Raw genomic sequence first — 25658 nt, 5'->3', positions numbered from 1 at the left:
TATCAGCGATCCTCCGTATTGCGCTTGCCGTATGTCTTGAACTTCTCCAGCACTTCTTCCATCTGTTGATCGGAAAGCAAAGGCGGTGCGCCGATCTGCAACGCCAGCAGATATTGCTTCGCGAGCACTTCCACTTCATGCGCGAGCCACACGGCGCGCGAGAGATCGGTGCCGAGCGCGATCACGCCATGATGCGCGAGCAGACATGCGCGACGCTCGTCCAGCGCGGCAAGCGCGTGATCCGACAATGCCTGGCTGCCGAAGATCGCATAAGGCGCGCAACGTATCGACTTGCCGCCCGCCGCCGCGACCATGTAATGCAGCGCGGGAATGTCGCGGCCATGAATGGCGAGCGCGGTCGCGGCGATCGAATGCGTATGCACGACCGCATGAATATCGCCACGCGCGCGCAGGATGTCGCGATGAATGCGCCATTCCGACGACGGCCGTGCGATACGAAGAATGTCGGCATCGTCGGTAACGTCGAGCGGCAACCACACGATCTGTTGCTCGTCGAGCTCGCGCGCCGACACGCCGCTCGGCGTGACAAGAAAGCCATCGCGATACCGCGCGCTCACATTGCCCGAGGTGCCCTGATTGATGCCGAGCCGCTCCATTTCGAGCGACGTATCGACGATCGCGCGGCGCAACGCGCTTTCATCGGCCGCGATCATGCGGCGGTCCCCTCTGCGTCGAACAGCGTGCGCAACGAGCGCTCGAACGGCGCGCGCACGATGCCGCGTTCCGTGATGAAGCCGCTGACGAGCGCATGCGGCGTCACGTCGAACGCGGGATTGCGCGCCTGCATCGCATCGGGCGCGATGCGTCGTCCGGCGAGATGCGTGATTTCCTCGGCGTCGCGCTCTTCGATTTCGATGCGCGATCCGCTTGCCGTTTGCAAATCGAGCGTCGATGAAGGACACGCGACATAGAACGGAATGCCGTAGTGATTCGCTGCGATGGCAAGTCCGAGCGTGCCGATCTTGTTGGCGAAATCGCCGTTCGCCGCGACGCGATCCGTCCCGACGATCACGAGATCGACGAGCCCTTGCGACATGATCGATGCGGCCGCGCTATCCATGATGAGCGTGACGTCGACGCCCGCCTGCTGCAATTCGAACGCGGTAAGCCGCGCGCCTTGCAGAAGCGGACGCGTTTCATCGGCGTAGACCTTGAACGCGAGGCCCGCGCGACGCGCCGCATAGATCGGCGCGGTGGCCGTGCCGATGCCCGTCGTCGCGAGCGCGCCCGCATTGCAGTGCGTGAGCACGCCGATGCCTTCCCGTATCAACGGCATGCCATGCTCGCCAATGCCTTCGCACAGCGCGCGATCTTCATCGTGGATTCGCTTCGCTTCTTCGACGAGCGCCGCGTGAAGCGTCGCGCTATCTTTCGCGTCGATATCGCGTGCGTGACGCAGCATGCGCCGCACGCCCCAGCTCAGGTTCACCGCGGTAGGCCGCGCCGTTTCGAGCCAGTTCGCATGACGTTCCAGCTCCGCGCGATACAGCGCAACCGGAAGCGTCGTCGAATCACGCATCGCGATGCAAAGCCCGTACGCCGCCGCCACGCCGATAGCCGGCGCCCCGCGCACGCGCAACTCGCGGATGGCGCGCCATACCGCTTTCGCGTCGGCGATGTTCTCCACGACGATCTCATGCGGCAGACGCGTCTGATCGAGCAGCAGCAGATCGCCGTCGCGCCATTCGATCGTCGGGGGAAGCGTGCTGAACAAGGGCTGCGAAGCCATGAAGTCTCCTGTCACATCGTCGCGGTGTCGCGCTGAATTTCGCGCGCGAGCACCGCAACCTGTTCGATATCGCCAAACGTCGCGCGTCCAACGAGCAACGCTTCCGCGCAACGCAGGCAACGCACTTCGATACGCGCGCGCGCCTCGGCATCCGGAATGCGCGTGATCTCCGCCACCTTCGCCATGCCGACGATGCGGCGAATCATCTTGCAGCCCGCGAAGCCCAGCGTATCCGCCAGCAAACGCCGCATGAAATGCGCGCGATACGCGCTGAGCGCGCGGCTTTCCGCTTCGCCGCCGATGAAGCGCCGCTTGCTGCGGCTCTCGTGATCGCGCCACAGTTCGAGAAACTGCGCGCTGAAGCCGGTCCAGATGCGCGTCATCTGTTCGAGCAGCCATTCCTGATACGCGACGGGATCGCGTCCGTCGATGCGGCCGTGCCAGTCGCGCGAGAAATATGCGATCAGCAGATTCGCGATGAGCGCGCCGACGTCGAAGCCCATCGGTCCATAGAACGCGAACTCCGGATCGATCACGAAGGTTTCGTCTTCGTTGACCATGATCGAGCCGGTATGCAGATCGCCATGCAGCAAGGTCTCGGCGTGATTCATGAACGCCCACTTCATGTCGGCGGCCGCGATGCGCAAAGGCTCGTGCGTTCGCAACCTTTCGATCGCGGCCTTCGGCAAGGCGGGGCTATACATGTTCGACGGATGATCCTCGAACGGATACGTGAAGACGAGATCCTCGGTGATCTTGCATAGCTCCGAGTTGACCGCGGCGCTCGCGGCCTGCTTCTTGATATCGGGCGCGAGAAAGAGATCGGAGCCGTAGAACAGCGTATGCGCGAGATAGCTCGACAGATGATTCGCGAGACGCGGATACGTCGTGCCATCCATCAGACCTTGACGCAGAATGCGATGCGACGCGAGATGCTGCATCACCATCAGAAAGCGCTTGCTGTCGGCGTGATAAACCTTCGGCACATGCTGCGGACACAGCGCGCCGAAGCGCCGCAACGCCGCGACTTCATGCTCCATGCGCTGACATGAAAGCGGCCACGTCTTGCCGACGAGCCGCAGGAACGGCGGCGCCTGCTTGACGACGACACTGCGCTGCGGCGTCTTCGCGTTGGTCACGAAGTACACATAGTTCAGATTGCCATCGCCGACTTCGACGACTTCGAGATCGTCGGGCTCGCCCAGCAACGCGCGCACGTCGGGCACGCCGCCGAGATAGGCAGCGAGTTCCTGCGCGGTGAAAGCTTCAAACTCCATCGGTGTCTCCTCCGATGTTGCCCGTGCGCGCATCCCAGTCAGCGACGCTTGCGCACCAGATCGAACTTGAAGATGCTCGTGTTGTAGTAGTCGTTGCTATAGCAAAGCGGCTCGCCGCTCTGATCGAAATCCACTTCGTCCAGCAGCAGAAACAGACCGAAACCGTCGCCCAGTTCGGGCAGATCGCGCGGCGTGAGAATGGTCGGCTGTATCGACGTATGTGTATGCGACAGCCGCCGTCCCGTGCGCTCGAACATGCCGAAAAGCGATTCGCCCAGATCGCCTTCGGCCGCATCGAACACGCGCTTCGGGATCGTGTCGATGCAATACGCGGCGATGGCGTCGTCCGCGCGCCGCACGCGCTCGATTCGCACGCATGGATCGCCGGGCCTGATCGCGAGCTTTTCCGCGAGACTTTCCGATGCGGCGACGGTGTCCGTGTGGATGCGACTCGTCGATGGCACTGCGCCCACGCTGCGAATCATGTCCGTCACCGACATCAGATCATCGAGTCCGCCGTGCAGCTTCAGCGAAATTTGTCTGATGAAGGTGCCCTTGCCTTGCTGACGCGACAGCAAGCCATGCGAGATCATCTGCGCGACCGCTTCGCGCAAGCTCGACCGTCCGACGCCGAGCAGCTCGCAAAGCTCTATTTCCGTGGGAATCTGGTCGCCGGGCTTGAGCTTGCGCTCGCGGATCATGGTGAGGAGCGACTCCTGGATCTTGTCGCTCATCGATCGCTCGACGCTCAGTCGCATGAGGCTCTCTCGGATGACAGTCCATGAAATATACATCAGACGTCTGACGTTTCCGTAGGGACTTTCCCGAAGCGTTTACTGCTTTATACAAGCGGTTTTCTTTGCGCACGTGCAGCATGAAAAAGCCCGTCGCGCGCAATGCGACGGGCTTTGCGGTGCACGATTTTTCGCCACTCAGGCGAGCGCGGCGACGTCGATGTAAGGCGCGATGTTTTTCATCGCGCGCTCGACGTAGGCTTCCTTTTCGCCGACGGGCGCGACGTAATGCATTGCACTGCGCGCCGCTTCGACGCCTTCGACCCGCGCGATCACCCACGCCGCGATATATTGCGATGCGAGGCACCCACCCGCCGTCGCGACATTGCCGTTTGCGACGAACGGCTGATCGAGCGTGCGCACGCCCGCTTCCTCGACCCACGGCTTGGTCGTCAGATCGGTGCAGGCGGGGACGTCCCGAAGAAGTCCGAGCTTCGCGAGGACGAGCGTGCCCGAGCATTGCGCCGCCAGCAACTGACGCGCGGGATCGAGCCTGATGCGCGCCATCAGCGATTGATCCGCGACGACTTCGCGCGTGAGCATGCCGCTGCCGACGATCACGGCATCGGCCTGCGCGGCGTCTTCGAGCGTGGCTTGCGCTTTGAGCACGACGCCGTTCATCGAACGCGCTTCATTCGACGGACATGCAATCGACACCTTCCAGCCAGGCTTTTTCACGCGATTGAGAATGCCGAGCGCGATCAGTGAGTCGAGTTCGTTGAAGCCGTCGAACGTGAGAATGGCGATATGCATGTTGTTCTCCTTTCATCGCATGGAACGCATGAGTGCATGCTACGGCGCGAGACGAATACAATCAAACAATTGTCATGGATACATCGGGAATGGGCGCTCATGCCGAAACCACCGCGCTACAAGCAGATCGTCGACAGGTTCGTCGATGACATTCGTTCCGGCCGCCTCAAGCCCGGCACGCGTCTGCCGACGCATCGCGAGCTGGCCGCGCGCGAGCGGCTCGGCATCGTGACCGCGACGCGCGTGTATGCCGAACTGAACGCGATGGGACTCGTCAGCGGCGAAACGGGACGCGGTACGTTCGTGAGGGAAACGACGCTTTCGCGAGCGCTCGGCATCGATCAGGTCGCGATCGCCGCGGACATGGTCGACCTCAACTTCAACTACCCCGCGCTCGCCGGCCAGGCGGAACTGTTGCGCAGTGCGTTGCGGCAGTTGTCATCGGCGGGCGATCTGGAAGCGCTGTTGCGCTATCAGCCGCATGGCGGACGCGCACGCGATCGGGCGACGGTCGCGCGTCATCTCGCGCGCCGTGGTCTCGATGTGAGCGCGGATCGCGTGATGCTCGTCGATGGCGCGCAGCACGGCCTCGCCACGACGCTCATGGCGCTCTTGAAACCCGGCGATGTGGTCGCGGTCGATACGCTGACCTATCCCGGCTTCAAGCTGCTCGCCGACGCGCACCGGATCGAACTCGCGCCGATACGCGCATCGGGCACGGGCCCCGATCCCGACGCGCTCGAGGCGTTGTGCAAGCGGCGTCGCGTGCGCGCGGTCTACACGATGCCGACGCTGCACAATCCGCTCGGCTGGGTGATGACGGCGACGCGGCGCAGGCAACTGGCAGCGCTTGCGCGCAGGCATGGCTTTTTCATCATTGAGGATGCGGCCTATGCCTTTCTCGCCGATGACGCGCCGCCGCCGCTCGCCGCGATCGCGCCGGAACTGACGGTGTACGTATCCGGCTTTTCGAAGAACGTGGCGACGGGACTGCGTGTCGGCTATGTCGTCGCGCCATCCGCATGGGTGCCGAAGATCGAGCGCGCCATCCGCGTGACGACGTGGAACACGCCGGGCGTCATGACGGCCATCGCGTGCGGCTGGCTCGCGGACGGCACGGTCGAGAGACTCGAAGCGGAAAAGCGCGCGGATGCGTCGATGCGCCAGCTCATCGCGGCGCGTGCGTTGGGGCGTTTGAAGCGCGTGACGCATCCCGCGTCGTACTTTCTGTGGCTGCCGATGCCCGAGGAAGTGCGCGCGGATCGCGTCGCGGCGGGGCTGATGGAAGAGCGGATTTCGGTATCGACGGCCGAGCCGTTTTGCACGGCGGCGCAGGTGCCGCATGCGCTGCGGCTGGCGCTGGGATCGGTGGATGTGGCGACGTTGGGCGACGCGTTGGGGCGCGTCGCCGAAGTCGTGGCGAGGTATGCGTATTGAACCTGAAGCAACCGCAAAAGCAATAGCGTAATAATCGCCCAATAAACCAATTCGGCGAACCGCATTTTCCGGATAACGAAATAAACTATCCGCCGCGAGGGGTCCTTTCCCGCATCGCAAATCCGAACGCGCGAAAGAAAGCAAGCCGAATTTACCGCCGTCCGCCCATCGGCACGGAATTAATACTCACGCAATAAATCCGCGAATGCACAACCGGTCATTTGTCGCACTTATGCCCATAACGGCTTACGATCCAGTCAATAATCCCCGGCATGCCGCCCCGACGCGCTTCATCGGCGGCCCAAGCCTCTAAAAATCTTCTCGAACAGCAAACGATTGCGGCCGTATTTGTGTTCCAATTGAGCGATTAATCCGTCGCAAAAAACCCGATATCTCCGCGACTCGAAGATCGCGAATCCATCGATTGGAAATACCCTATGCGGACTCAATACGAGGCGTCGACACCGGAAAAGAAAATCAAGGCGGAACATACGCGTCAGGCGCATTTCCAGCGATGGTTCGCCACGTTCGCCAGCCTCGCCCATTCGCGGCTCCCGCTTAACGCTTATCTGCAGAAAGTCACTGACACGCTGAGAGAAGTCGCGGGCGTCGCGTCCGCCGTCGTGGAATGGATCGAGGGCGACACGCTCCACTACCGCGCGGCAAGCGGCAAGGCGGCGGCGCACATCGGCGTGCGGCTGCCCACGGCCGGCAGTCTGTCCGGGCTTTGCATCACGCGCCAGCAAGCGCTCATCTGCCGCAATTCGGCGACGGATCATCGCGTCGACCGCGCGGCGTGCAAAGCCGTCGGCGCCGTGTCGATGGTCGTCGCGCCCGTCGTCTACGAAGGCCGCTCGGTCGCCGTGCTGAAGCTCATCTCCGGCGAAGTCGACTATTTCGGACATTCGGACATCAGCATCCTCGATGCGTTTTGCGCGTGCATCGCGGAAACCATCGCGCGCGAGGAGATCGCGCAGGAAAATCGCGCGCTGCTGCGGGAGAAAGCCAGCGTCGCCGCGGATCTCTCCGTCGAGTCGTCGCTGCGCATCGAATACGAGAAGAAGCTCGCCGACGCCCTGCGCCGCCGTCAGACCGTGCTCGACAACGCGCACGTCGCATTCGTATCGATGGACGAAGCCGGCATGGTCGTCGAATGGAACGAGGCCGCGAGCGTGCTTTTCGGCTGGAAACATCGCGAAGTCGCGGGCCGGGAACTCGCGTCGTTCATCGTGCCGGAACGCTTTCGCGACGCGCACCGCACGGGCCTCACGCGTTATCTCGCGACGGGCGAGGCGCGCATCATCAACACGCGCGTCGAGTTGCCCGCGCTGCGCCGCGACGGCACCGAGTTCGCCGCCGAGCTGACGATCAGCGAAGTCTGGTACGAAGGCCAGCGCCAGTTCGCGTGCTTCGTGCACGACATCACCGACCGGCACGTCGCGAACGAGGCGAACGAACGGCTGCGCCTGCTCATCGATTCGGTGAGCGACTACGCGATCTGCATGCTCGACCAGAACGGCTACGTGCGCTCGTGGAACGAAGGCGCGCGCGAGATCTACGGCTTCACGGCGGCCGAAGCGATCGGCCGGCATTTCGCGCTTTTCTACACCTCGGACGAACACGGCCGCGACCGTCCGACCGACGATCTCGCGCTCGCCGCGAAGCGCGGCCGCGTCGAACACGAGGACTGGCACGTTCGCAAGGACGGCACCGAGTTCTGGGCGCACGTCATGCTGAGCGCGCTGCCCAACAAGAACGGCGGCGCGCAAGGCTTCGTCAAGATCACGCGCGACATGACCGCGCGGCGGCGTCTCGAAGAACTCGAAGCGTCGAGCCGGCGCATGAACGAGTTCCTCGCGCTGCTCGGCCACGAGTTGCGCAATCCGCTCGCGCCGATCCGCAACGCGGTCAGCATCCTCAAGCTGAAATCGTCCGACGACGCCGACGTGATCCGCAGCCGTCAGATCGTCGACCGCCAGCTCGCGCATCTGACGAAGCTCGTCGACGATCTGCTCGAAGCGGGGCGCGTCAGCTCGGGCAAGATCCGTCTTTCGACGGACATCGTCGATATCGCGGATGTCGTGCACCTGAGCGTCGAGGCGAGCCAGCCATCGTTCGACGAGCGCGGACAGCGCATCGACATTCAGGACAGCGGCCAGCCGCTTTTCGTCAACGGCGATCCGACGCGGCTCGTGCAGGCGCTCAACAATCTGCTCAACAACGCGTCGAAATTCAGCCCGCACGGCTCGACCATCACGCTCGAAGTCGGCCCGCGCGGGGGCACGGTGCTGGTGCGGGTCATCGACGAAGGCCGCGGCATCTCGCCCGAAGCGCTCGGCACCGTGTTCGATCTGTTCGTGCAGGAGCATCCGCCGGGCGCGCATGCCGACGAAGGCGGGCTCGGCATCGGCCTCACGCTCGTGCGCGCGATCGCGGAACTGCACGGCGGCCACGTCGAGGCGAAAAGCGGCGGCGCCGGACGAGGCAGCGCGTTCTCGCTGTGGCTGCCGCTCGCCGAGCCGCCCGCGCGCGGCACGCCTGCGAGCGGCACGCCGGCCGCTACGGCGGGACGTCAGCTCGATGTGCTCGTCGTCGACGACAATCGCGATTCCGCCGACAGCATGACGCTGCTCGTCGACATGCTCGGCCACAACGCGCGCGCCGCCTACGACGGGTCGCACGCGCTCGAATCGTTCGAAGCGGCGCGGCCGCAGGTCGTGCTGCTCGATCTGTCGATGCCCGGCCTGACGGGTTTCGACGTGATCCGCCGCATGCGTGACGATGGCAAGCACGTCATCGTCGCGGCGATGACGGGCCTCGGCTCCGACGAGGACATGGCCCGCACGCGCGCCGCCGGTTTCGACGCGCATCTCGTCAAGCCGGTAGATCTTCCGGAGCTGGAGCGCGTGCTGGCGCTGGCGGGGCGCGTCTGACGCGTTGCGGCGCGCCCGGCGCGGCGCGCACGCGCGCGGGCGTTTTCGTCAGCGGATATGGCTGCTTCAGCACAGGCCAGAACCTGCCGTTCGCATCGCGCGCGGACGAGAGCACGTCGGCGAGGAAATCGCTGTCGTCGAGAAATTCGTCGACGCGCATGGCCGGCACGGCGCCCGCGATTGCCCTCGCCGCCGTCGCTTTCGGCCGAACGGCGGATTGCTTTCGCGCGGTCATCCGGTCGGCGCGACCGGGCTCGCGCAGATCGTCGAGTTGACGCAGCAGTTGCGCGGCCGGGCGGGCGCGCGGCAACGGCCAGGCGCGAAAGTCGCGCTCGCCGAGCATAACGGCGGTCAGCTCGCAGGCGATTCCGCCGTCGCGCTGGTCACGATTCTTTCGACGTAACCTGCGCCGTCTCCACCGTCACATTCCCCCGCTCTTCGAAGCGCGCGAGCACCGGCGCTTCGGCCCATGCATCGGTGACGAGCGTCCAGTTGCGTTCCAGCGGCGTCCAGTGCTGCTGATTCGCGCGCTCCAGCTTGTTCGACGTGACGAGCACGAACACGCCCGCCGCCTGGCCCGCGATGCATTCCTTCAGAAACGCCTGCTCCGCCGTCGCCTCGCACAGCCCGCGGCCCGCGACGACACCATCCGCGCCGAGAAACGCCTTGTCGAACGTGACGCGCGTGAGCGCCACCTGCGCGATCGGTCCGAGCGTGCTCATGCTCGATGGCCGCACGTCGCCGCCGATCAGCGTCACGCGCACATCCGCCGCCGCGAGCGTGTTCACCGCCAGCAGATTGTTCGTCACGACGTGAATCTCGGTGCGCCCGGCGAGGCAGCGCGCGAGCGCGGCGGTCGTCGTGCCGCCGTCGAGAAAGATCGTGTCGCCGTCCTGAACGTGACGCGCCGCCGCGCGCGCGATCGCTTCCTTCTGCTCGCGATAGCTCTCGCGCCGCGTATCGAGCGATTCTTCCGGCTCGTGCATCCCGACCGACGCCGCGCCGCCATACGTGCGCACGATGCGCCGTTCGTCGGCGAGCGCGCGCAGGTCGCGGCGCACCGTCGCCTCGGACATGCCGAAGTGCTCGCACAGCGCGGCGACATCGTTCATGCCGGAGAGCACGGCCTTCAACATGGCTTCGCGGCGTTTCTCGACTTTCATCCTGTTCCTTTCTTTTGACGGTTCTGGCGGCGACGCACAGTGTAGCGAACCGGCCGGGTCCGTCGAATGCTCGCGGTTCGTGTCGAGCGCACGGCCGATATTTTGATCGATTTGGTCATTCGAGCAGTCGGAATGATCGACATCGATCAGAGTAAACGCCTAGAACGACCAAATTGCGCAAAACAAACGGGAGGACTACACTGCGATTTGATCGATTCGATCAATCGATGATCGAATCGGACAAAGACCACTCAGGAGACTTCATGGCTCAACTTCACATCAAGCGCGCCGTCGAGCGCGTTCCTGGCGGGATGATGATCGTCCCGTTGCTCATCGGCTCGCTGATCGCCACGTTCATGCCGGGCATGCCGAAGTTCTTCGGCTCGTTCACGAACGCGCTGTTCACCGGCGCGCTGCCGATTCTCGCGGTGTTCTACGTATGCATGGGCGCCAGCATCGACGTGAAGGCGACGCCTTATCTGCTGAAGAAAGGCGGCGCGCTGTTCGTGACGAAGGTCGGCACGGCAATCATCGCGGGCATCGTGCTCGGGCATTTCCTGGGCGAGCAGCCGGTTTCATCGGGACTGTTCGCGGGCATTTCGACGCTCGCCGTCGTCGCCGCGATGAACGACACCAACGGCGGCCTCTACATGGCGCTGATGGGCCAGTACGGCCGCTCGGAAGACGTGGGCGCGTACACGATCATGTCGCTCGAATCCGGCCCGTTCCTGACGATGGTCACGCTCGGCGTCGCCGGTTTGTCCGCGTTTCCGTGGCCGACGCTCGTCGGCAGCATTCTGCCGCTCGCGGTCGGCATGCTGCTCGGCAATCTCGATCGCGAGATGCGCGAGTTTCTCGGCCGCGCCGTCCCGGTGATGATTCCGTTCTTCGCGCTGGCGCTCGGCGCGAGCCTCGATCTGCACAAGGTCTGGCAAGCCGGTTTGCTCGGCATCGGACTGGGTTTCGCGGTCGTCATCGTGACGGGCATTCCGCTCTATTTCGCGGATCGTCTGACGGGCGGCACGGGCGTGGCGGGCGCGGCGGCAGCGAACACCGCGGGCAACGCGGCGGCCGTTCCGGCGCTGATCGCGGCGGCGAATCCGGTGTACAACGAAGCGGCAAAGTCGGCGACGCTGCTCGTCGCGGCGTGCGTCGTCGTGACGGCGATCGTGTCGCCGATATTGACCGCATCCATCGCGAAACGCGTGAACGCGCGGCGCGATGCGGGTTCGTCCGCGAAGGCTCGGGGGGCCACGCAATGAAGAGTTTGCTGATCGTCGCCGACGATCTGTCGGGCGCGGCCGATTGCGCGATCGCGTTCGCGGCGGCGGGCCGCAAGACGGTCGTGTCGCTCGACGCGGGCGCATCGGACGCGAACGCGACCGTCGTCGCCGCCGACACCGACACGCGCCGCCTCGCGCCCGCCGACGCCGCGAAGCGCACGGCCGACGCGTGGCACGCGTTGCGCGCGCCGGGCCGGCGTCTCTACAAGAAGATCGATTCGACGTTGCGCGGCAACTGGGCCGCCGAAGTCGCGGCGCTGACGCGCGTCGCCGGTCCGGCGATCGTCACGCCCGCGTTTCCCGCGACGGGCCGCACGGTGCGCGATGCGCGCGTGTTCGTGCGCGGCGTGCCGCTCGAAGACACGGAAACGTGGCAGCTCGAACACGCCGGGCAGCATGCCGGCTTGCGCGAGTTGCTGGACGCGGTCGGCCTGCGCGCCGCGCATGTTCCGCTCGATGCGTTCCGCGCCGCGCCGCAGGAAGTCGCGCTGATGATCGCGTCGGCGGCGGCGTCGGGCAATGGCATCGACGCGATCATCGTCGATGCCGAAACCAGCGACGATCTCGCATCGCTCGCACGCGTGAGCGCTTCCGTCGATGAGCCGTTCTTCTGGGTCGGCTCCGGCGGACTCGCCCGCGAACTCGCCGCGCTGCCCGATCTCTTCGATACCGACGCTTCCACGCAGTCGGCGAGCATTATCGAACCGGCGCAAGGCCCGATTCTCGCGCTCGTCGGCAGCCTGTCGGCCATCTCCGAACGTCAATGCGCGCTGCTGTGCGCCGAAGCCGGCGTGTGCGAAATGATCGTGCCGCCCGCCGTGTTGCGCGACGGCGCGCGTCATCCGCAATGGCAGACGTGGAGCGCGCGCATCGGCGACGCGGTGCGCGGCAAGGAAGACGCGATCGTGCGAATCGGCCGCGACGACGCGTTCGATCCCGCCGAGGGCGCGCGCTTGTCGAACGCGCTCGCCGCGCTCGTCGCGCCGCATTTCGATGCGCTCGGCGGGCTGATCGCGACCGGCGGCGAAACGGCGCGCGCGATGCTCGCCGCCGCGAACGTCGGCAGCCTCGAACTCGTGCGCGAAATCGAAGCGGGCGTCGCGCTCGGACGGCCATCGAACGGCAAAGGGCCGTCGGTCGTCACCAAGGCCGGCGCGTTCGGCAGCGAGCACGCGCTGCTCGGCGCGTACCTGCATTTGCGCGGCGCGGATATTCCCCTCGCGCGTTGAAGCGCGTTGAAAACAGACATCACCAGACGAAAATCATGAGCAACTATCTCCCCGTAATCGGCATCACGATGGGCGACGCAAGCGGCGTCGGACCGGAAGTCGTCGTCAAGAGCCTCGCGCACGACGCGGTCTACAAGCAGTGCCGTCCGCTCGTGATCGGCGATGCGCGGCGTCTCGAACGCGCCAACGAAATCGTCGGCGGCAAGGCGACGGTGCGGCGCATCAAGGACGCGACCGAAGCGCGCTACGAGCCGGGCGTGATCGACTGCATCGACCTCGGTCTCATCCCCGACGACCTGCCCTTCGGCGAACTGTCGGCCGTTGCGGGCGATGCGGCTTACCAGTACATCGCGCGCGCCGTGGAACTGGCGCAGGCGAATCAGATCGACGCGATCTGCACCGCGCCGCTCAACAAGGAAGCGCTGCACGCGGGCGGCCACAAGTTTCCGGGCCACACGGAAATGCTCGCGCATCTGACGGGCGTGGAAGAAGTGTCGATGATGCTCGTCGCGCCGCAATTGCGCGTGATTCACGTGACGACGCATATCGGCATCATCGATGCGATCCGCAAGATCGAGCCGGGTCTCGTGCAACGCACGATCGAGCGCGGCAACGCGACGCTCGTGAAGGCGGGCATCGCGAAGCCGCGCATCGGCGTGTGCGGGATCAATCCGCACGCGGGCGAGAACGGTCTGTTCGGTTACGGCGAGGAAGAGGAAAAGATCATTCCCGCGGTGAAGCTCTTGCAGGAACGCGGCCTCGATGTGACTGGCCCGCTGCCCGCCGATACGCTGTTCTATCGCGCGGGGCGTGGCGACTTCGATCTCGTCGTCGCGATGTATCACGATCAGGGTCACGGTCCGGTGAAGGTGCTCGGTCTCGAAGCGGGCGTGAACGTGACCGTCGGTCTGGATGTGATCCGCACGTCGGTCGATCACGGCACGGCGTTCGATATCGCGGGCAAGGGCATCGCCGATGAAGGCAGCATGCTCGAAGCGCTGCGTCAGGGCGCGGAGCTGGCGACGCGGCGTCAATGACGCATATGGCGTGATAATGGGCGCTCCATCGACTCAGGAGCGCCCGACATGACTTCCTCTCTCGATACGCTGCGCAGCCTATGGCGCATCGCCGGCTTGCCCGACGATGCGCTTTCTTTCATCGACCTTCCGGGTCGCGATCCGGTTTTCCCTTCCAGTTTCGCTGTCGGCACGGCGGCGCAGGCGACCATCGGCGCGGCGGCGCTCGCGGCGTGCGAGCTTGGTTTCGCGCGCGGCGTGGAGCGGCAGCGCGTGTCCGTCGACATGACGCACGCGGCGGTCGAATGCACCGGCGCGTTCACGGTGGACGGCAAGGAGCCGGAGACATGGGGACGCTTCTCCGGTCTCTATCGATGCGCCGATGGCTACGTGCGGATTCATGCGAACTTCGAACATCATCAGGATGGCGCGCTGCGTCTGCTCGGGATCGATCCGCGCACCGCGACGCGTGAGGACGCCGAACGCGCGCTGCTTTCGTGGCGCGCGGGCGACTACGAGAACGCGGCGGCGGAGCGCGGTCTCGTCGTGACGATGCTGCGGACGTTCGACGAATGGGATGCGACGCCGCAGGGCCAGGCTATAGCCGCGCAGCCGTTGATGACGATCACGCGTATCGGCGATGCGCCCGCGCTTGCGTTGCCTTCTTTATCGGCGGATGCGCGTCCGCTCGATGGCCTGCGCGTGCTCGATTTCACGCGCATTCTCGCGGGGCCGGTCGGCGGGCGCGCGCTCGCCGCGTTCGGCGCGGACGTGATGCTCGTGAACGGACCGCATCTGCCGAATATTCCGGCTATCGCGGATACGAGCCGCGGAAAACGATCGGCGCTGCTCGATCTTCGGTCGCCTTCGGATCGCGAGACGCTCTGGCATCTCATCGATGACGGGCATGTGTTCGCGCAGGGGTATCGGCCGGGCGGGATCGCGTCGCTGGGATTCGGGCCGGATGAAGTGGCGCGGCATCGGCCGGGCATCGTTTATACGTCGTTGAGCGCGTATGGCGCCGAGGGACCGTGGGCCGCGCGACGCGGTTTCGATTCGCTCGTGCAGACCGCGATGGGCTTCAACGCGGCGGAGGGAGAAGCAGCCGGCGAGAGCAAGCCGCGCGTCTTGCCGATGCAGATGCTCGACATGGCGAGCGGATTTTTGATGGCGTTCGGCGCGGCGGCGGCGCTGTGGAAGCAGCAGCGTGAGGGCGGAAGCTGGCATGTGGAGGTTTCGCTCGCGCAGACGGGACATTGGTTGCGCGGGCTCGGGCGTGTGGACGGCGGGTTCGCTATCGCAAAGCCGGATCTCGCGCCGTATATGGAGCGGTATGAATCGGGATTCGGTGCGTTGATGGCGGTGCGGCCGAGCGCGCAACTTGCGCGGACGCCGGCGGGGTATGCGAGGGAATCGGCGCCGCCGGGGACGGCGCAGGCGCGGTGGTGAGGGGTGGGCTTGCGCAGTCGAGCGAGTAACGACGGTCGATGGACCGCTTGGTCGACGGAGTCCTTACTTTTATTCAGATAAGTCTCCTTGCGCTCACTGTGATGTCCATCTAAAAGTCGTGGTCAGTGTCAACTCTCGGCCGATCGTCAGGCATTCCGCCTGACATCCCCGATTTCGCACGGATCACGCAATGGAAGCACAATCAAAGCGATCCACCGCCCTCGCGCGCTGGATCACGGGCAGGCAGAACTACTATCTCAAGGTGCGAGGCGCACCGCCGAGCGACGGCCTCTCGATCATCTCCGTCAAGGCGATCGAGCGGCTAGGCAGTCCGTATCACATCACGCTTGAACTGACTGCCAATGTGGAACTGGCGCGCGCCGACTATCTCGGGCACAACGCGACGTTCAGCATCGAGCCGTTACCCGGCAACGGCACGCCGCGCGAGTGGAACGGCAACATCACGCGCTTCACACGAACTCGCAAGACGCGCGACTTCTGCGCGTATCGCGTCGTGGTCGAATCGCCGCTTGCGCGTTTGCGCATCACCAAGCGCTCGCGCATCTACCAGAACAAGACCGTGCCCGAGATCATCGAGGCGATCTTGCGCGATCACGTTTTCCTCACGCATCAGTTCGCGTTCAAGCTGCGGCGCAAGTTTCAGAAGCTCGTCTTTCACATGCAGCACCAGCTATCGGACTGGGCGTTCATCCATCTGTTGATGCGTCAGGCGGGGCTGTTCTGTTACACGCGCCCCGGCGATTTCGGCGATCAGGTCATCTTCGCCGATGACATCGATGGATACGACTATTCGCTGCGCGCCAACGTGCTCTATCGCGAGACTTCAGGGCTGGAAACGGGCCACGAAGCGGTCTTGTCATTGCAGCAGCAGAGCGTGACCGTCGCGCAGTCGATCCGCGTTCGCGACTACAACCCCCTGCGTTCATGGGAGCCGATCGAAGCGCAAGTCAATCTCGCGCGCGACGATAAAACCACCTACGGACAGTCCTATACGTGGGGTAGCCGCCATCTCGACGCCGACGCCGCCAAGTTCGAAGCGCAACTGCGGCACGAAGAAGCGCTGTCCGGACAGATTCGTTTTGACGGCAAGAGCACGGTTTCGGCGTTCTGTCCGGGGCTGGTGGTGCGGCTCGACGAGAAGCTGCCCGATGCGCCGCATGGCATGGTGCTGTCCGAAGTGATCCACGAAGCCGGGCGCGACAAGTCGTATCACAACACGTTCCGGGCCATTCCTGCCGAGCGCCCCTACCGGATTCCGATGCAGGAGCACTCGTGGCCGAAGATCGTCGGCACGTTGAGCGCGCGCATCACCACGCGTGACGACAGCGATTACGCCGAGCTGGACGAGAACGGTCACTACACCGTGCGCTTCGACTTCGACACCGATCAATGGCCCAGAGGCGGCGAGAGCGTTCGCCTGCGGCTCGCGAAACCGTTCGCGGGCGCGAATCAGACGGGCTTTCACCTGCCGCTATTGCGCGATACCGAGGTCGGCATAGCCTTCGCGGGCGGCGATCCGCGGTGTCCTTATATCGCCCACGCTCACCACCACAGCCACGCGACCGACCTAATTCATGGGCGCAATGGATGGAACACGCGCCACAGCATTCGCACCATCCGCAACAACAAGCTCAGGCTCGAAGACGCCGAGGGAAAGGAAGGCGTGAAGCTCGCCACCGAGTACGGCGGCAAGACGCAACTGAACCTGGGCTACATCGTCAACGCCGAAAGGCAGAAGCGCGGCGAAGGCTATGAGCTTCGCTCCGATTCGTGGGGAGCGCTTCGCGCCGGTAAAGGACTATTCCTTTCCGCCGATGCGCAGAAGAGGACGAAGACGAACTTTCTCTGGCACAGATATTCCGGTTGATCTGAGACGAAGGGCCGCTGACGCGGCCCTTCGTGTTCTACTCGGCGGTAATAGTGAGCCGCCCCTGTTCAACGTTGATCCTTACGCGCTGCCCTGCTGTGAATCCTGCCTGCTCGATCCATTGAACCGCACCGGGAATCGTGGAGGCCGGTTGGTTCAAGTTAATGCAGGCACGTCAGCGGCATTTCTGAGTTGCCTGTAGTAGTTTGCCTCAGCCTCGACGGGCGGGATGTAGCCGAGCGGTTCCATGAGCCGACAATGGTTGTACCAGGCGACCCATTCGAGAGTTGCCAGTTCGACAGATTCCCTTGTCTTCCATGGGGCGCGCCGATGAATCAGTTCCGTCTTGTACAGGCCGTTGATCGTTTCAGCCAGCGCGTTATCGTAGCTGTCGCCACGGCTGCCGACGGGCGGCTTGATACTGGCCTCGGCCAAATGTTCGCTGTAGCGAATGCTGACGTATTGAGACCCCCTATCGGAGTGATGTATCAAGGTCCCGTCGGCGCCTGGTTGGCGCGCGTACAACGCCTGTTCAAGCGCATCAAGAACGAAGTCCGTGGTCATCGACGAACTGACGCGCCAACCAACAATACGGCGGGCGAATACGTCGATCACGAACGCCACGTAAAGCCAGCCTTGCCACGTCGAAACGTACGTGAAGTCCGACACCCAGAGCTGATTCGGCCGCTGCGCCTTGAATTGCCGGTTGACCCGGTCAAGCGGGCGCCGTGCGCTCTTGTGGGCGATCGTGGTGCGAATCCGCTTGCCGCGAACCGCACCACGCAGACCTTGCAGCTTCATCAGCCGACTGACCGTGGCGCGCGCGACCACAATGCCCTCGCGGTTCATCTGCTTCCAGACCTTCGGCACGCCATAGACCTGCATGTTGGCCTGCCAGACACGCCTGACCTCCGGTTGCAGAATCTCATCGCGTTTCGCGCGGACGCAGCGTCTGGATGGATCGCGAAGCTGTGCCGCATGGTGTCGGTAGCCCGACGGGGCGATCCGCAAGACCTTGCAGATCGGCTCGACCCCGAAGGTGTCGCGATGCTGATCGACGAACGCCTTCAGGATTTGAAACGGCGGCCGAGTTCCGCCTGGGCGAAAAACGCGCTCGCAACCTTGAGGATCTCGTTGGCACGACGCAGTTCCTTGACCTCGCGCTCCAGGGCCTTCAGCCGTTCGCGTTCGTCAGTCGTCACGCCATCGCGCTCGCCCTGGTCAACCTGATCACGCTTGATCCATTCGTGCAGCGTCTGCGGCGTGCACCCGATCATCGGCGCAATCGACTCGACCGCTGCCCACATCGACGGATGTTCGCTACGCTGCTCGCGCACTAAACGTACTGCACGCTCGTGAACCTCTGGGGAAAACTTGGTTGCCTTCTTGTTCATGGCTCCATTGTCTCAAGAGTGGGAGCCTCCACAAAATCCGGTGCGGTTCAGATCGTCTACTCGGCGGTAATGGTGAGCCGCCCGTGTTCAACATTGATTCTCACGCGCCGCCCTGCCTGAAATCCTGCCTGCTCGATCCATCGTCCGGCGAGTTTGAGCCGCGGAAAACACGGCGGCTCGGTTCGCTGCCAGTAGGGTTTGGTAGAGCGGCTCTCGCGCTGCGACTGCTGAACGGTCACGAAGCGTTCCGTAACGTGTGGACGTGCTTTAAGATTCGCGTCAGCAATGATCAACTCCGTTAGCGAGTTGGTTGGTGGTCAGCGGGCCACGAGTGTTGACGCACTCCCGGCCCGCGCTTCGTGTACCGCGCTACATCTCTTTCCTCTCTACTACTGAGCTTGCGCGAGTTCGGTTTCGAGCAACTGCGCGACGAACTGCTGCTTGGCGCGTGGTCGTTGCGCGAGGGCTTCGATGAGTTTCGGCCACTTGGGCATGGTGCCGCGCTTGTGCGGCGAAGTCTCGGTTTCTCAGAACGCATCCTCCAGCGAAAGTGACAACAAGCGCGCCGTGCTCGGAAGCGTCGAAACGGGAATGCGTCTGCGCCCGGTCACGTAAGAGGCGTGGCTTTGCTGAGTCAGTCCAAGGGCTTCGGCGATTTGCGTTTGCGTGATGTCGCTAGCTTCGCGGAACTGCGCCATCCGCGCGCCAAGAGCGACGAAAAACGAGCGTGGTGAACCGATGACCGTCAAGACCAAGCCCTTCGGGCGCTGCGCGGCCGTGACGGATTCGGGCGCGGTGGGCGAAGACTTGCGCGAACGTGGCGCATCGGTGTGCTTCGGCCAAGTTCCGCCGCGTCTGCGGTCGGCCTGCGGCCGCCGTCAGCCACTGCGGGTAACGAGCAAGCGTTACTCGGACGAGTCGCATAGTTCGGGCTACCGATGAGCGTCTAGAATCGCGTCTACAAAAATAATTCTCTCGTGCATGAGCTCGTCGAGCTGGACGGCTTGCTGGATAAGGGACTGCGGCCTGCCCGCGAGGAGTTTGTGTCCAGGCGAAGTCAGACGGGGCTTCATTACAACCGGCATCGGTACGATGATCCGGCGACGGGCAGATTCATATCGAAGGACCTGATTGACCTTGCGGGCGGACTCAACGCCGTTGCCGCCGATCGGGATATTCAAGTCAAGGTAGACGAATCGAATCGTCGCAATCGAAGAATCATCGAAGGCCGCTAGAGAGACTCGACAATGGAAACATGCCAGAAGGACGGAGCGTCCGTAAGATACATGTCTGCCCGGCGGTCTTGCCGTGGGTGAACATGTCGTTAGCGTCGAGCAAAAGCTACGGGCCTTCTTGAGACGACGATGAACAAAGGAGTTGATCGATGGATATTCATCTCAAGAAGGCGTACGAGATTCATGTTGGTCAAGGCATCGACCAGCAAAGGCTACTCGACGCCATCGCCGCTGAACTTGGCGCTCGCGGTATCAGGCGTGATTCCTACCGCTTAGGTGACGACCCGCATATCGGGTTTGGAGAGTTGCGCCTGTCCGAGGAAGATGGTTACTGGGTCGTATGCGTCGACGAGCGAGGCGCCTCGTTCAATGCTTGCATATTCACCGACTATTTCGACGCGGTGAAATTCTTCATTTTCGAATTGTCCGGCGCAAGCGCTGAACCGATCTGGAAAAAATTCTAACCGCACGATAACCAAAATGACTTCAATAGCATGCGTAGGCGACGCGACCACCCACGGCGGCCGCATCATCACGGGCTCCGACACGATGGACATCAAGGGCCGCGGGGTCGCGAGAATGGGCGACTTGGTGACATGCCCCGAACACGGCACGAACCCGATCATTCAGTGTTCCGATATGTTGATCGACACGAACGGCAATGGCGTCGCGCTGGATGGGCATCTGACCGCCTGCGGCAGCCGTGTGCTTGCCGTCGAAAGTCACGGCAGTATTGATTAGAAGCCCTCTTCAGGGAAGGTCATGCGAGCAACAGATAATCGCGTGAGGCCGGTTCCCTAACTCGGGATCGCCCTCCGCGCAAACGCGAGATATCCACCCAATGCCAGCATGACGACGCCCGAGGTCCGCGTGAGCATCCTCGCGCGGGCGACGCGTGCGGCGCTCGACTTCAGCAGACGCGAAGCGGCGAGCACCGCGCCCACGTCGACAAGCGTATTAAGCACGACGCAAATGCTCCCGAGCATCGCCAGTTGCGGAATCAGCGCATGCCCCGGCGAAACGAACTGCGGAAGAAAGGCGAGAAAAAACAGCGCCGTCTTGACGTTGAGCGCTTCGACCAGGACGCCTTCGCGAAACGCACGCCGCGCACCGTGCGATGCAACCGGCGCGACGCCGCCCGCTTCGCCTTCGCGAAACAGAAGCCGAACGCCCAGATAAATCAGATACGCCGCGCCGACGTACTTCACGACGCTAAAGAGCGTCGCCGAGCGCGCGATCAACAGGGATAGCCCGAGCGCCGCCGCGGCCACATGGACGAGACCGCCCACCGCCGTGCCGAGACACGACGCCATGCCTTCGGAACGACCACCAGCGACAGTGCGAGCCACGACATACGCGAGGCCCGGACCGGGCGTAATGGCGAGAACGATCGCCGCGATCAGAAAAGCAATAAAAGCCATGAACTAGTCTCCCGCCCGCACCATCACCCGCGCCAGCTCCCCTTTCCCCCGCGCGTCGAGCGCATCCGCCGCACCGATCCGATCGCGCGTTTCCTTGTTCTGACTCAGCTTCGACTTGCCGACAAGCGACGTCACCGCGATTTCGATGCCCACGATATTCCGCAGCATCCCATCGATGAATTCGCGCTCGGAATCGCCCATCTTCCACGGCTTCGGCTCGTTCGCCTCGTGCCGCCGCGTCAGACGCGCGACGAGACCGCGCACGAACTGCTCGTCGTCGCGCACGGTGAGCACGCCGTGCGCGTGCACGACTTCGTAGTTCCACGTCGGCACTTGCCGATGCGTCTCATGCTTGCTCGGATACCAGTTCGGCGAGACATAACCCTCCGCGCCGCGAAAAATCACCATGACGGGCGTGCCGCCCGGGCAACGCTGCCACACGTCGTTGGCGCGCGCGACGTGCGCCGTCAGCAAGCCATGCTCGCCCTGCGCCGGATCGAATTCGAACGGAATGTGATTGGCGTCGAGACCGGCGGCGTCGTGCGTCACCAGCATTCCGAGCGGATGCGCACGAATGATCCGATGCAGCTCTTCAGGGCGAGTCTCGGCGAAATGCGGCGGAATATACATCCTGGATGCCCGATGGAAAGTGGCGGAGCCCCGTCACTATCGCCCGAAACAGGCACAATAAGAAGATCCAGTTTCGAGCAATTTTCATGGTCCAGTTGAAAGACGCCATCGGCACCGGACGGCGCATTTACGATCTGCTGCGCGCCCAGATCGCCGATGGCACGTTGCCCGCCGGCGCTCCCGCACCTTCGACGCGCGCGCTGGCGGCCGATCTCGGCGTCTCGCGCACGACCGTCACGGCAGCGTACGAACAGCTCGCGGCGGAGGGCTTTCTCGTCACGTCGGCGGGACGCGTGGCGCGAGTCGCCACGCCGCCGATGCCGCTCGCGCCGCCGAATCCCGCGCGCGCCGAACGCACCGCGCCCGCGCTTTCCGTCTATGGCCGGCGCGTTTCCACACTGCCGATGCCCGTTCTCGCGCAAGTGACGAAAGGCAGCATCAACTTCCTGTACGGCGCAGTGTCCGCGCGCGACTTTCCTTCGTTGATCTGGAAACGCGCGTATCAAGCCGAACTGCTGCATCAACCGGACAGCCTCTATTACGTCGCGCCCGAAGGCGACGCGTCGCTCAGGCGCGCGTTGCAGGCGTATCTCGGCCGCGCGCGCGGGCTCGTCTGCGATAGCGATCAGATCGTCGTCGTGAACGGCACGCAGCAGGCGCTCGATCTTTGCGCGCGCCTGCTGCTCGATCCCGGCGACGCCTTCGCATTCGAAGATCCCGGCTATCTGATCGCGCGGCATTGCTTCGAGGCATCGGGCGGCGTGGCGCTGCCGGTGCCCGTCGACGAACACGGTCTCGATACGCGCCGCCTTCCCGCCGATGGACGCGCGCGGCTCGCCTACGTGACGCCATCGCACCAGTTTCCGCTGGGCGGCGTGCTGCCGATCGGCCGCCGTCTCGAATTGCTCGAATGGGCGCAACGGCACGACGCGTGGATCATCGAAGACGATTACGACGGCGAGTTCCGATACGGCCAGCGCCCGATCGACGCCTTGCAATCGATCGATACGAATGGCCGCGTGATCTACATCGGCACGTTTTCGAAGGCGCTTTCGCCGCATCTGCGGCTCGGCTACATGATCCTGCCGCACGATCTCGTGCCGGCGTTCCGTCAGGCGAAGCGGCTCGCGGATCGTCATTCGGCCGTCATCGATCAGCGCGTGCTCGCGGCGCTAATCGAAAGCGGCGCGTATGAGCGTCACGTGCGGCGCGTGCGGCGCGAATACGAACGGCGGCGCGCGGCCTTGCTCGACGCCATCGCCGATCTTCTTCCGAAGCGCGCGCACGCGACGGGCACGGCTGCCGGATTGCACGTCACGCTGTGGCTGCCCTTCATCGACGCGGCGCACGAAGCCGCGCTCGTCGCCGCCGCGCATGCGAAGGGCGTGGGCGTCTATCCGGTGTCGCCGCTTCATGTCGCGCCGTGCGGCGGCACGTCGAACCGGACGGCCGGGCTCATCCTCGGCTATGCGAGCGTGCCGGTCGAGCAGATCCGCAAAGGCATCGAAATCCTCGCCGATGTGATCGCGCATTTTCGAACGTAAGCACTGCCTTCGAGACGCGTCATCGTGAGCGTCATGCCGAATGCGCTTCTGCCCGATTCGAAACGCCCGCGTCGATGGCGACGGGCACGCGCCGCGCGAGCGCGCACATCAACTCGTAGCCGATCGTGCCGGACGGTTCGGCCACTTCATCGACCCGGACGCGTTCGCCCCATAGTTCCACCGGCGATCCGATGCCCGCAGCCGGACACGGCGTGAGATCGACGGTGAGCATGTCCATCGACACGCGTCCGACGATGCGCGTACGCACGCCATCGACGATGACGGGCGTGCCCGTCGGCGCGTGACGCGGATAGCCGTCCGCGTAGCCGCATGCGACCACGCCGATCTTCATCGCGCGATCCGCGGTGAAAGTGCGGCCATAGCCGATCGTCTCGCCCGCCGCGAGCGTCTGCACGCCGATGATGCGGCTCTCGAGCGTCATCGCCGCGCGCAACGGGAAATGCTCGATGTGGCGCGCGCAGCCCGTCGGCGAGGCGCCGTAGAGGATCGTGCCCGGCCGCACCCAGTCGCGATGCGCGCGCGGATGCCACAGCACCGCCGCCGAATTCGACAGCGAGCGCGTGCCGGGAAGATCGCGCGTGGCCGCTTCGAATTCGTCTATCTGCCAGTCGATCGCGCCTTCGTCGGCGTTCGCGAAGTGACTCATCAGGCCGATCGAGCCGATCGCCGCGATATCCGACGCCCTTTTCCAAGCCGCGACGAATTCGCCCGGCCGATAGCCGAGCCGGTTCATGCCCGAGTTCATCTTCAACTGTATATCGATGCGCTCGTTCGGCCGCGCCGCCTTCAGCAACGCCAGCTGCTCGTCGCAATGCACCGTGACCGTGAGCCGGTGACGATCCGCCGTTTCGACATCCGCGGGCTCGAAAACGCCTTCGAGCAAAAGAATCGGCTTTTTCCAGCCGAGCTCGCGCACGCGGACGGCTTCATCGAGATCGAGCAGCGCGATGCCGTCGGCTTCAGCGAGCGCCGGATAAATGCGCTCGATGCCGTGACCATAAGCATTCGCCTTGATGACGGACCACACGCGCGACGACGGCGCCGTGCGTTTGACAAGTTGAAGATTCTGTCGGATGGCGTCGAGATGGATGCGCGCGGAAATCGGACGTGGCATGACGTGCTGGATTTGTGGTTGAAGGCAGTGGAATGATGAATCGTATCGGCCTAATGGCAGTCGTTGTTATTTTATTTGCGCCGATTTTTGGTGGAAACGCCTGCCGCCATCGATGGCTTTCGCGGTGCGCTTCGCGGTATCTTGTCGCTCATGTCGCGCCGCCAAGGAGCCGCCATGAACGACGCCCGTCGCCTCGCCTGCCTGCGCATCGTGCTCGCCGTCGTCGGGCTGATCGCGCTCTTCGCCTTCTATCCGCTCATGCTGCTCTGGCCTTCAGGATGGGCGTGGGATGCCGGCCACGAAGGCCATTCGGAATACGCGATGATGATCGTCGGCATCTACGCGACGCTCGGCGTTTTCCTGCTGATCGCATCGCGCGAGCCGATGAGGCATCTGAGCCTCATCTGGTTCACGGTGTGGTCGAGCGTCGTGCACGGCGCGATCATGGCCGTGCAGTCGTTCGGCGGCGCGGGGCGCCACCTCGGTCATCTGGCGGGCGACGTGCCCGCGCTTTTCATCGTCGCCGCCGTGCTCGCGATTCTCACGCCGCGCGGCGGCAAGGCGCGCATCCTCAGCCGAGATGGCCGAGATGCTCGGCCAGAATGACGCTGCCGACGCCGATCAGAACCAGCCCGCCGACGATTTCCGCCCGCTTGCCGATCGTCGCGCCGACGAGCCGGCCGACCATCACGCCGATCGTCACCATCAGCATCGTCGCGAAACCGATGGTCGCGGCCGTCGAGAAGATATCGACATCGATGAACGCGAGGCCCGCGCCGACCGCCATCGCGTCGATGCTGGTCGCGAAACCGGTGAGCGCCAACACCCAGAACGAATGCGAACTGGGCTTTTCCGCTTCGTGGCTCACGCTGCTGAAACCTTCGCGGATCATGCGCGCGCCGAGCAGGAAGAGCAGGCCGAACGCGATCCAGTGATCCCACGCGGTGACATACTGCGCGGCCGCCCTGCCGAGCGCCCAGCCGACGAGCGGCGTCAGGGCTTCGATCACGCCAAAGATCACGCCGGTCTTCAACGCTTCCGCGATGCGCGGCTTATGCAGAGTCGCGCCCTTGCCGACGGCTGCGGCGAACGCGTCGGTGGACATGGCGAAGGCTAGAAAAATTGTGGAGGCGAGATTCATCGAGTAGCGCTCTGGTCGGGCAAGATGGAACGACAGGACGCGCGCCCGACCGGTCGCGAATCCTGTCGATGGTCTTGCCAACCTTTGATGGCTGCTCATGCCACGGCCTGAACGACCGAGCGTGTTGACATGAGCGCTTTCCCTGTGCAGGAAAGCCGGCTACTCCCCAGCGAAGAACCGAGAGCT

At 64.1% G+C, this 25658-nt stretch carries 26 protein-coding genes, 1 pseudogene, 1 riboswitch and 1 other annotated feature; of the genes and pseudogenes, 13 read left to right on the top strand and 14 right to left on the bottom strand.

Going from position 1 to position 25658, the window contains the following annotated elements; translation table 11 throughout:
- Positions 1-2: 2 nt before the first annotated feature.
- The 5 genes from NCS03_RS24450 to NCS03_RS24430 all read right to left on the bottom strand — a co-directional run bounded on the left by NCS03_RS24450 (position 3) and on the right by NCS03_RS24430 (position 4574).
- The gene (locus NCS03_RS24450) at positions 3-674 is read right to left on the bottom strand and encodes an L-fuculose-phosphate aldolase (protein ID WP_250437085.1); all 672 of its coding nucleotides are present in this window, start codon (positions 672-674) and stop codon (positions 3-5) included.
- The gene (gene mtnA / locus NCS03_RS24445; RefSeq protein ID WP_250529981.1) at positions 671-1750 is read right to left on the bottom strand and encodes an S-methyl-5-thioribose-1-phosphate isomerase; all 1080 of its coding nucleotides are present in this window, start codon (positions 1748-1750) and stop codon (positions 671-673) included. Before mtnA ends, NCS03_RS24450 begins: the two co-directional genes overlap by 4 nt.
- Positions 1751-1761: 11 nt before the next feature.
- Complete coding sequence (mtnK, locus tag NCS03_RS24440) at positions 1762-3027, bottom strand: S-methyl-5-thioribose kinase (RefSeq protein WP_250529980.1); 1266 nt, start codon at positions 3025-3027, stop codon at positions 1762-1764.
- A gap of 38 nt (positions 3028-3065) precedes the next feature.
- The gene (locus NCS03_RS24435; protein ID WP_239295565.1) at positions 3066-3761 is read right to left on the bottom strand and encodes a GntR family transcriptional regulator; all 696 of its coding nucleotides are present in this window, start codon (positions 3759-3761) and stop codon (positions 3066-3068) included.
- Between the two features lie 198 nt (positions 3762-3959).
- Complete coding sequence (locus NCS03_RS24430; protein WP_250529979.1) at positions 3960-4574, bottom strand: DJ-1/PfpI family protein; 615 nt, start codon at positions 4572-4574, stop codon at positions 3960-3962.
- 99 nt (positions 4575-4673) lie between these two features.
- Between NCS03_RS24430 and NCS03_RS24425 the strand changes: the two genes are divergently transcribed.
- From NCS03_RS24425 to NCS03_RS24415, 3 genes and pseudogenes are all read left to right on the top strand, one after another.
- Positions 4674-6011 carry an aminotransferase-like domain-containing protein gene (locus tag NCS03_RS24425; protein ID WP_250529978.1) on the top strand — a complete coding sequence of 446 codons (1338 nt, stop codon included), beginning with the start codon at positions 4674-4676 and terminating at the stop codon, positions 6009-6011.
- Positions 6012-6448: 437 nt separating this feature from the next.
- Positions 6449-8944, top strand: coding sequence for a hybrid sensor histidine kinase/response regulator (locus tag NCS03_RS24420; protein WP_008347449.1), 2496 nt, complete (start codon positions 6449-6451; stop codon positions 8942-8944).
- A 205-nt stretch (positions 8945-9149) separates the two neighbouring features.
- Positions 9150-9347: pseudogene (locus NCS03_RS24415) on the top strand (thiolase C-terminal domain-containing protein); the annotation flags it as partial.
- On the opposite strand, the gene NCS03_RS24410 reads toward NCS03_RS24415, so the two are convergent.
- Positions 9328-10107 carry a DeoR/GlpR family DNA-binding transcription regulator gene (locus tag NCS03_RS24410; protein WP_008347445.1) on the bottom strand — a complete coding sequence of 260 codons (780 nt, stop codon included), beginning with the start codon at positions 10105-10107 and terminating at the stop codon, positions 9328-9330. The pseudogene NCS03_RS24415 and the gene NCS03_RS24410 overlap by 20 nt on opposite strands.
- Before the next feature lie 263 nt (positions 10108-10370).
- Between NCS03_RS24410 and NCS03_RS24405 the strand changes: the two genes are divergently transcribed.
- The 5 genes from NCS03_RS24405 (at position 10371) to NCS03_RS24385 (ending at position 16972) form a co-directional block, all read left to right on the top strand.
- Entirely contained in the window at positions 10371-11369 is a 999-nt protein-coding gene (locus tag NCS03_RS24405) for a 2-keto-3-deoxygluconate permease (RefSeq protein ID WP_250503529.1), read from the top strand.
- Entirely contained in the window at positions 11366-12619 is a 1254-nt protein-coding gene (locus NCS03_RS24400; protein ID WP_008347441.1) for a four-carbon acid sugar kinase family protein, read from the top strand. Before NCS03_RS24405 ends, NCS03_RS24400 begins: the two co-directional genes overlap by 4 nt.
- 35 nt (positions 12620-12654) lie before the next feature.
- The gene (gene pdxA / locus NCS03_RS24395) at positions 12655-13656 is read left to right on the top strand and encodes a 4-hydroxythreonine-4-phosphate dehydrogenase PdxA (RefSeq protein ID WP_008347439.1); all 1002 of its coding nucleotides are present in this window, start codon (positions 12655-12657) and stop codon (positions 13654-13656) included.
- Between the two features lie 48 nt (positions 13657-13704).
- Positions 13705-15084 carry a CoA transferase gene (locus NCS03_RS24390; RefSeq protein ID WP_250529977.1) on the top strand — a complete coding sequence of 460 codons (1380 nt, stop codon included), beginning with the start codon at positions 13705-13707 and terminating at the stop codon, positions 15082-15084.
- 190 nt (positions 15085-15274) lie between these two features.
- On the top strand, positions 15275-16972 hold the full coding sequence (locus tag NCS03_RS24385) for a type VI secretion system Vgr family protein (protein WP_250529976.1): 1698 nt from the start codon (positions 15275-15277) through the stop codon (positions 16970-16972).
- A gap of 37 nt (positions 16973-17009) precedes the next feature.
- On the opposite strand, the gene NCS03_RS24380 is transcribed toward NCS03_RS24385, so the two are convergent.
- The 4 genes from NCS03_RS24380 to NCS03_RS24365 all read right to left on the bottom strand — a co-directional run bounded on the left by NCS03_RS24380 (position 17010) and on the right by NCS03_RS24365 (position 19115).
- A complete protein-coding gene (locus NCS03_RS24380) occupies positions 17010-17132 on the bottom strand; it encodes a SymE family type I addiction module toxin (RefSeq protein WP_250529975.1) in 123 nt (40 codons plus the stop codon).
- Positions 17129-18366 (bottom strand): IS3 family transposase gene (locus NCS03_RS24375; RefSeq protein ID WP_250529974.1). Its coding sequence is split into 2 segments (ribosomal slippage): positions 17129-18075 and positions 18075-18366, totalling 1239 coding nucleotides; the frame shifts between segments, so codons are not numbered across the junction. The genes NCS03_RS24380 and NCS03_RS24375 overlap by 4 nt, the downstream gene beginning before the upstream one ends.
- Positions 17969-18085 (bottom strand) — a sequence feature (AL1L pseudoknot). (Overlaps the previous gene by 117 nt.)
- A 56-nt stretch (positions 18367-18422) precedes the next feature.
- A complete protein-coding gene (locus NCS03_RS24370; RefSeq protein ID WP_250529973.1) occupies positions 18423-18605 on the bottom strand; it encodes a SymE family type I addiction module toxin in 183 nt (60 codons plus the stop codon).
- A gap of 288 nt (positions 18606-18893) precedes the next feature.
- Positions 18894-19115, bottom strand: a complete 222-nt coding sequence (locus NCS03_RS24365; protein WP_250529972.1) for a helix-turn-helix transcriptional regulator — start codon at positions 19113-19115, stop codon at positions 18894-18896.
- Between the two features lie 228 nt (positions 19116-19343).
- Between NCS03_RS24365 and NCS03_RS31190 the strand changes: the two genes are divergently transcribed.
- The 3 genes from NCS03_RS31190 to NCS03_RS24355 all read left to right on the top strand — a co-directional run bounded on the left by NCS03_RS31190 (position 19344) and on the right by NCS03_RS24355 (position 20342).
- Positions 19344-19601, top strand: a complete 258-nt coding sequence (locus NCS03_RS31190) for an RHS repeat-associated core domain-containing protein (protein ID WP_350029369.1) — start codon at positions 19344-19346, stop codon at positions 19599-19601.
- A gap of 149 nt (positions 19602-19750) precedes the next feature.
- A complete protein-coding gene (locus NCS03_RS24360; protein WP_250529971.1) occupies positions 19751-20065 on the top strand; it encodes a hypothetical protein in 315 nt (104 codons plus the stop codon).
- Between the two features lie 16 nt (positions 20066-20081).
- Entirely contained in the window at positions 20082-20342 is a 261-nt protein-coding gene (locus NCS03_RS24355) for a PAAR domain-containing protein (RefSeq protein WP_175981964.1), read from the top strand.
- Between the two features lie 56 nt (positions 20343-20398).
- Here NCS03_RS24355 and NCS03_RS24350 read toward each other — a convergent pair whose 3' ends face one another.
- Both NCS03_RS24350 and NCS03_RS24345 read right to left on the bottom strand, forming a co-directional pair.
- Positions 20399-21022, bottom strand: coding sequence for a LysE family translocator (locus NCS03_RS24350; protein WP_250503520.1), 624 nt, complete (start codon positions 21020-21022; stop codon positions 20399-20401).
- 3 nt (positions 21023-21025) lie between these two features.
- Entirely contained in the window at positions 21026-21652 is a 627-nt protein-coding gene (locus NCS03_RS24345; protein WP_250437057.1) for an FMN-binding negative transcriptional regulator, read from the bottom strand.
- 86 nt (positions 21653-21738) lie between these two features.
- Between NCS03_RS24345 and pdxR the strand changes: the two genes are divergently transcribed.
- Positions 21739-23196: a MocR-like pyridoxine biosynthesis transcription factor PdxR gene (gene pdxR, locus NCS03_RS24340; protein WP_250529970.1), complete on the top strand. Its 1458-nt coding sequence runs from the start codon at positions 21739-21741 to the stop codon at positions 23194-23196.
- A gap of 31 nt (positions 23197-23227) precedes the next feature.
- On the opposite strand, the gene alr is transcribed toward pdxR, so the two are convergent.
- Entirely contained in the window at positions 23228-24331 is a 1104-nt protein-coding gene (gene alr, locus NCS03_RS24335; protein WP_250460181.1) for an alanine racemase, read from the bottom strand.
- A 174-nt stretch (positions 24332-24505) separates the two neighbouring features.
- Between alr and NCS03_RS24330 the strand changes: the two genes are divergently transcribed.
- Positions 24506-24937: a DUF6632 domain-containing protein gene (locus NCS03_RS24330; RefSeq protein ID WP_250437054.1), complete on the top strand. Its 432-nt coding sequence runs from the start codon at positions 24506-24508 to the stop codon at positions 24935-24937.
- Here NCS03_RS24330 and mntP read toward each other — a convergent pair.
- Positions 24903-25472 carry a manganese efflux pump MntP gene (mntP, locus tag NCS03_RS24325; RefSeq protein WP_250529969.1) on the bottom strand — a complete coding sequence of 190 codons (570 nt, stop codon included), beginning with the start codon at positions 25470-25472 and terminating at the stop codon, positions 24903-24905. The genes NCS03_RS24330 and mntP overlap by 35 nt on opposite strands.
- Before the next feature lie 8 nt (positions 25473-25480).
- Positions 25481-25647, bottom strand: a riboswitch (yybP-ykoY riboswitch).
- Positions 25648-25658: the final 11 nt, after the last annotated feature.

Source organism: Caballeronia sp. ATUFL_F1_KS4A (genome assembly GCF_023630905.1).
In the GTDB taxonomy this organism is placed as follows: domain Bacteria; phylum Pseudomonadota; class Gammaproteobacteria; order Burkholderiales; family Burkholderiaceae; genus Caballeronia; species Caballeronia zhejiangensis.
Note: the sequence above shows the minus strand (reverse complement) of the source record. Positions and strands in the feature narration are given on the sequence as shown.

What these genes read in the sequence shown, in the direction of transcription:
- NCS03_RS24405 (WP_250503529.1), top strand. Translation starts at nt 10,371, where the DNA reads ATGGCTCAACTTCACATCAAGCGCGCCGTCGAGCGCGTTCCTGGCGGG.
- NCS03_RS24330 (WP_250437054.1), top strand. Translation starts at nt 24,506, where the DNA reads ATGAACGACGCCCGTCGCCTCGCCTGCCTGCGCATCGTGCTCGCCGTC.
- NCS03_RS24350 (WP_250503520.1), bottom strand. Translation starts at nt 21,022, where the DNA reads ATGGCTTTTATTGCTTTTCTGATCGCGGCGATCGTTCTCGCCATTACG.
- pdxR (WP_250529970.1), top strand. Translation starts at nt 21,739, where the DNA reads ATGGTCCAGTTGAAAGACGCCATCGGCACCGGACGGCGCATTTACGAT.
- NCS03_RS24390 (WP_250529977.1), top strand. Translation starts at nt 13,705, where the DNA reads ATGACTTCCTCTCTCGATACGCTGCGCAGCCTATGGCGCATCGCCGGC.
- alr (WP_250460181.1), bottom strand. Translation starts at nt 24,331, where the DNA reads ATGCCACGTCCGATTTCCGCGCGCATCCATCTCGACGCCATCCGACAG.
- NCS03_RS24430 (WP_250529979.1), bottom strand. Translation starts at nt 4,574, where the DNA reads ATGCATATCGCCATTCTCACGTTCGACGGCTTCAACGAACTCGACTCA.
- NCS03_RS24345 (WP_250437057.1), bottom strand. Translation starts at nt 21,652, where the DNA reads ATGTATATTCCGCCGCATTTCGCCGAGACTCGCCCTGAAGAGCTGCAT.
- NCS03_RS24355 (WP_175981964.1), top strand. Translation starts at nt 20,082, where the DNA reads ATGACTTCAATAGCATGCGTAGGCGACGCGACCACCCACGGCGGCCGC.
- NCS03_RS24420 (WP_008347449.1), top strand. Translation starts at nt 6,449, where the DNA reads ATGCGGACTCAATACGAGGCGTCGACACCGGAAAAGAAAATCAAGGCG.
- NCS03_RS24410 (WP_008347445.1), bottom strand. Translation starts at nt 10,107, where the DNA reads ATGAAAGTCGAGAAACGCCGCGAAGCCATGTTGAAGGCCGTGCTCTCC.
- mtnK (WP_250529980.1), bottom strand. Translation starts at nt 3,027, where the DNA reads ATGGAGTTTGAAGCTTTCACCGCGCAGGAACTCGCTGCCTATCTCGGC.
- NCS03_RS24400 (WP_008347441.1), top strand. Translation starts at nt 11,366, where the DNA reads ATGAAGAGTTTGCTGATCGTCGCCGACGATCTGTCGGGCGCGGCCGAT.
- NCS03_RS24425 (WP_250529978.1), top strand. Translation starts at nt 4,674, where the DNA reads ATGCCGAAACCACCGCGCTACAAGCAGATCGTCGACAGGTTCGTCGAT.
- mtnA (WP_250529981.1), bottom strand. Translation starts at nt 1,750, where the DNA reads ATGGCTTCGCAGCCCTTGTTCAGCACGCTTCCCCCGACGATCGAATGG.
- NCS03_RS24450 (WP_250437085.1), bottom strand. Translation starts at nt 674, where the DNA reads ATGATCGCGGCCGATGAAAGCGCGTTGCGCCGCGCGATCGTCGATACG.
- NCS03_RS24435 (WP_239295565.1), bottom strand. Translation starts at nt 3,761, where the DNA reads ATGAGCGACAAGATCCAGGAGTCGCTCCTCACCATGATCCGCGAGCGC.
- pdxA (WP_008347439.1), top strand. Translation starts at nt 12,655, where the DNA reads ATGAGCAACTATCTCCCCGTAATCGGCATCACGATGGGCGACGCAAGC.
- NCS03_RS24360 (WP_250529971.1), top strand. Translation starts at nt 19,751, where the DNA reads ATGGATATTCATCTCAAGAAGGCGTACGAGATTCATGTTGGTCAAGGC.
- mntP (WP_250529969.1), bottom strand. Translation starts at nt 25,472, where the DNA reads ATGAATCTCGCCTCCACAATTTTTCTAGCCTTCGCCATGTCCACCGAC.
- NCS03_RS24385 (WP_250529976.1), top strand. Translation starts at nt 15,275, where the DNA reads ATGGAAGCACAATCAAAGCGATCCACCGCCCTCGCGCGCTGGATCACG.